Source organism: Pedobacter sp. 01T416_2 (genome assembly GCF_056398925.1).
Window position 1 is genome coordinate 1 of the sequence record NZ_JBFTQI010000929.1, and the last position, 2,105, is coordinate 2,105.

General features: G+C 41.0%; 2 protein-coding genes. Both read right to left on the bottom strand.

Translation table 11 applies throughout. The features are described 5' to 3' along the window. Positions 1-897, bottom strand: an 897-nt coding sequence (locus AC1DPQ_RS25920) for a DUF5017 domain-containing protein (protein WP_477611330.1), incomplete at its 3' end; no start/stop codon positions are given. A 26-nt stretch (positions 898-923) separates the two neighbouring features. Next, positions 924-2,105, bottom strand: a 1,182-nt coding sequence (locus AC1DPQ_RS25925) for a RagB/SusD family nutrient uptake outer membrane protein (RefSeq protein ID WP_477611331.1), incomplete at its 5' end; no start/stop codon positions are given.

Here is a 2,105-nt window from a genome sequence, read left to right on the forward strand (position 1 = left end):
CTTATAGGCATAATTTGCAAAAGTAGAAGGTACTGGACCACCATAAATGGTAGTAGACGCATTACTGGTCATGTCTTTTATAACTACCCCAGCATCTGGCAAGACTCTTGATAAATCTATGGGACCTGTTATCATCCAGTTCTCGGTAGCAACAGCAGTAGCTGCGTTTGTATTCCCAGTAACTCCAAAAGAGGTGAATTTGATCAACTTATTAGCAACATTAATAGGAACCCACCCATGGCTTTCGGTAAAGGCTGGAAATGCAGTAGGTAAAGATAGCGCAGAGGTATTAATGATGTAAGTTGTATCGGCTGTTTTATGAGTCAGGTTAATATTAGTAATAGTCCATCTAGGTTGTACTACACCAGCTTCAGCTCTATACCTGAAAGCCAGATAAACTGGTTCTCCAGCCTTTGCGTAGTCAGCAAGATTTACTGCCCCTGATGCCTTAACTGTTGCATTGGTTGCAAGTGCAGCCCTACTGGTAATATCTGTCCAATTTGTTGGATATGTATCGAGAATGCTTAAGGAATCTGTAGCATTAATATTGGCGATTTTGGGAAATTTAGTCGCAATTAGTAACTTTAAACTTCCTGTACCTGCTGTATTTAACGCGGTAGAAAAGGAAAGGGTTCGCACATTGTTTGAACTAGTATCAGATACCCGATTAACATTTGCATACTTACGTCCTATCTCGCCAGAATAAAAAGTGATATGATCAGGGTTACCGGAAAAAACAAAATGTACGGTATCGGTTACTTTAAAAGTGAGTGTAGGTTGTTTGGCACTATTCTCGCTTACCACATCGAAGTCCAAATCTCTTGGTTGCAAATCTTTTTTGCAAGAAGCAAACAGCAATACAATTGCAACAGGCATTAATATATTTTTAAGTTTCATTTTTATAAAATTTAGATTATAATTAATTACCATCCAGGGTTTTGAGTTATTGCTTTATTAACAAGAATCTCTGAAGATGGTATACCCCAAAACAAAAATTTGTTGCCTCCTGCAATCGTATTGATAAAGCCTTGGTTGGCTACAGTTCTATTGCCGGTAGGAAAGCCTGAAGTATTGTTAAAATTAAGAACCTCCTGCGCTCTTTGCAGATAGATCCCCCAACGCCTCAGGTCATTTGCTCTTAATGCTTCAAATGCTAATTCTCTCACTCTTTCGTTTTGAATATCATTCAAGGTAATGCTTGTAAAGTCAGCAACTGCGCTTGGTGTATTCGGATCAAGTCCATACCCCCTCCTGCGAACTTGATTAATGGCATTTAGTGCGGTTGGGGTAGGTCCGTTTACCATGAACTCTGCTTCGRCCAGCATCAATAAAACATCAGAGTACCTCAACAATGGGAATTTGACAGCAGTTTCCCACTGGTTCTTATTAGCATTGCCACCACTAACGGGCTCATACTCCCTTCTGAACTTACCTGGCTGCCTTGAGTACAGAAGTTGTGCTGTAGTGCCCGGAGTGCCAATATAAAATGTGCGGACAGTTGAGGTAACCGTGCCGGTATAGGTATAAGGCGAAATATTCCAGTCCCTGCGCAGATCGCCAGCCCCGTACATGTTATATAAATATTGCTGGCAATTAAGTGTACTAACACACCTACCTATTGCATAATCACCAGGATTGTTGATGCCCAGCTGACTGCCGATATAACCGTATACTTGTACACTGCCATAAGTTTGGTCTCGTGTATCGGCCTCCCACATGGTTTCTTTTACGTTGTAAATACCCTGCGCTTCCCAAACAAATACCTGTGCATAGCCGTTATTGCTATATGCAGGGTTACCATTGATAGCCGGGTAACTCAATTTCATGCCTACTAAGTTCGTTACGTTAGCAACGGTATCCGCCATAGTGGWTAAACGGTGTATGCCAGCACCTGTTGTTTGTACTTTTTTAGCCCACATTAACGCATTAGCATATTGCGAATGATCATTTATTGGGTAGCCTGCCATAAAAAGACAAACCCTTGCTAGTATGCCTTGAGCTGTTGTTTTTGATACCCGACTAGATGCACCTGCTAATTCTGGATGATTAGGAAGATACAATACCGCTTCAGCTTCTGTCATATCTTTTATAATTTGTGCATATAC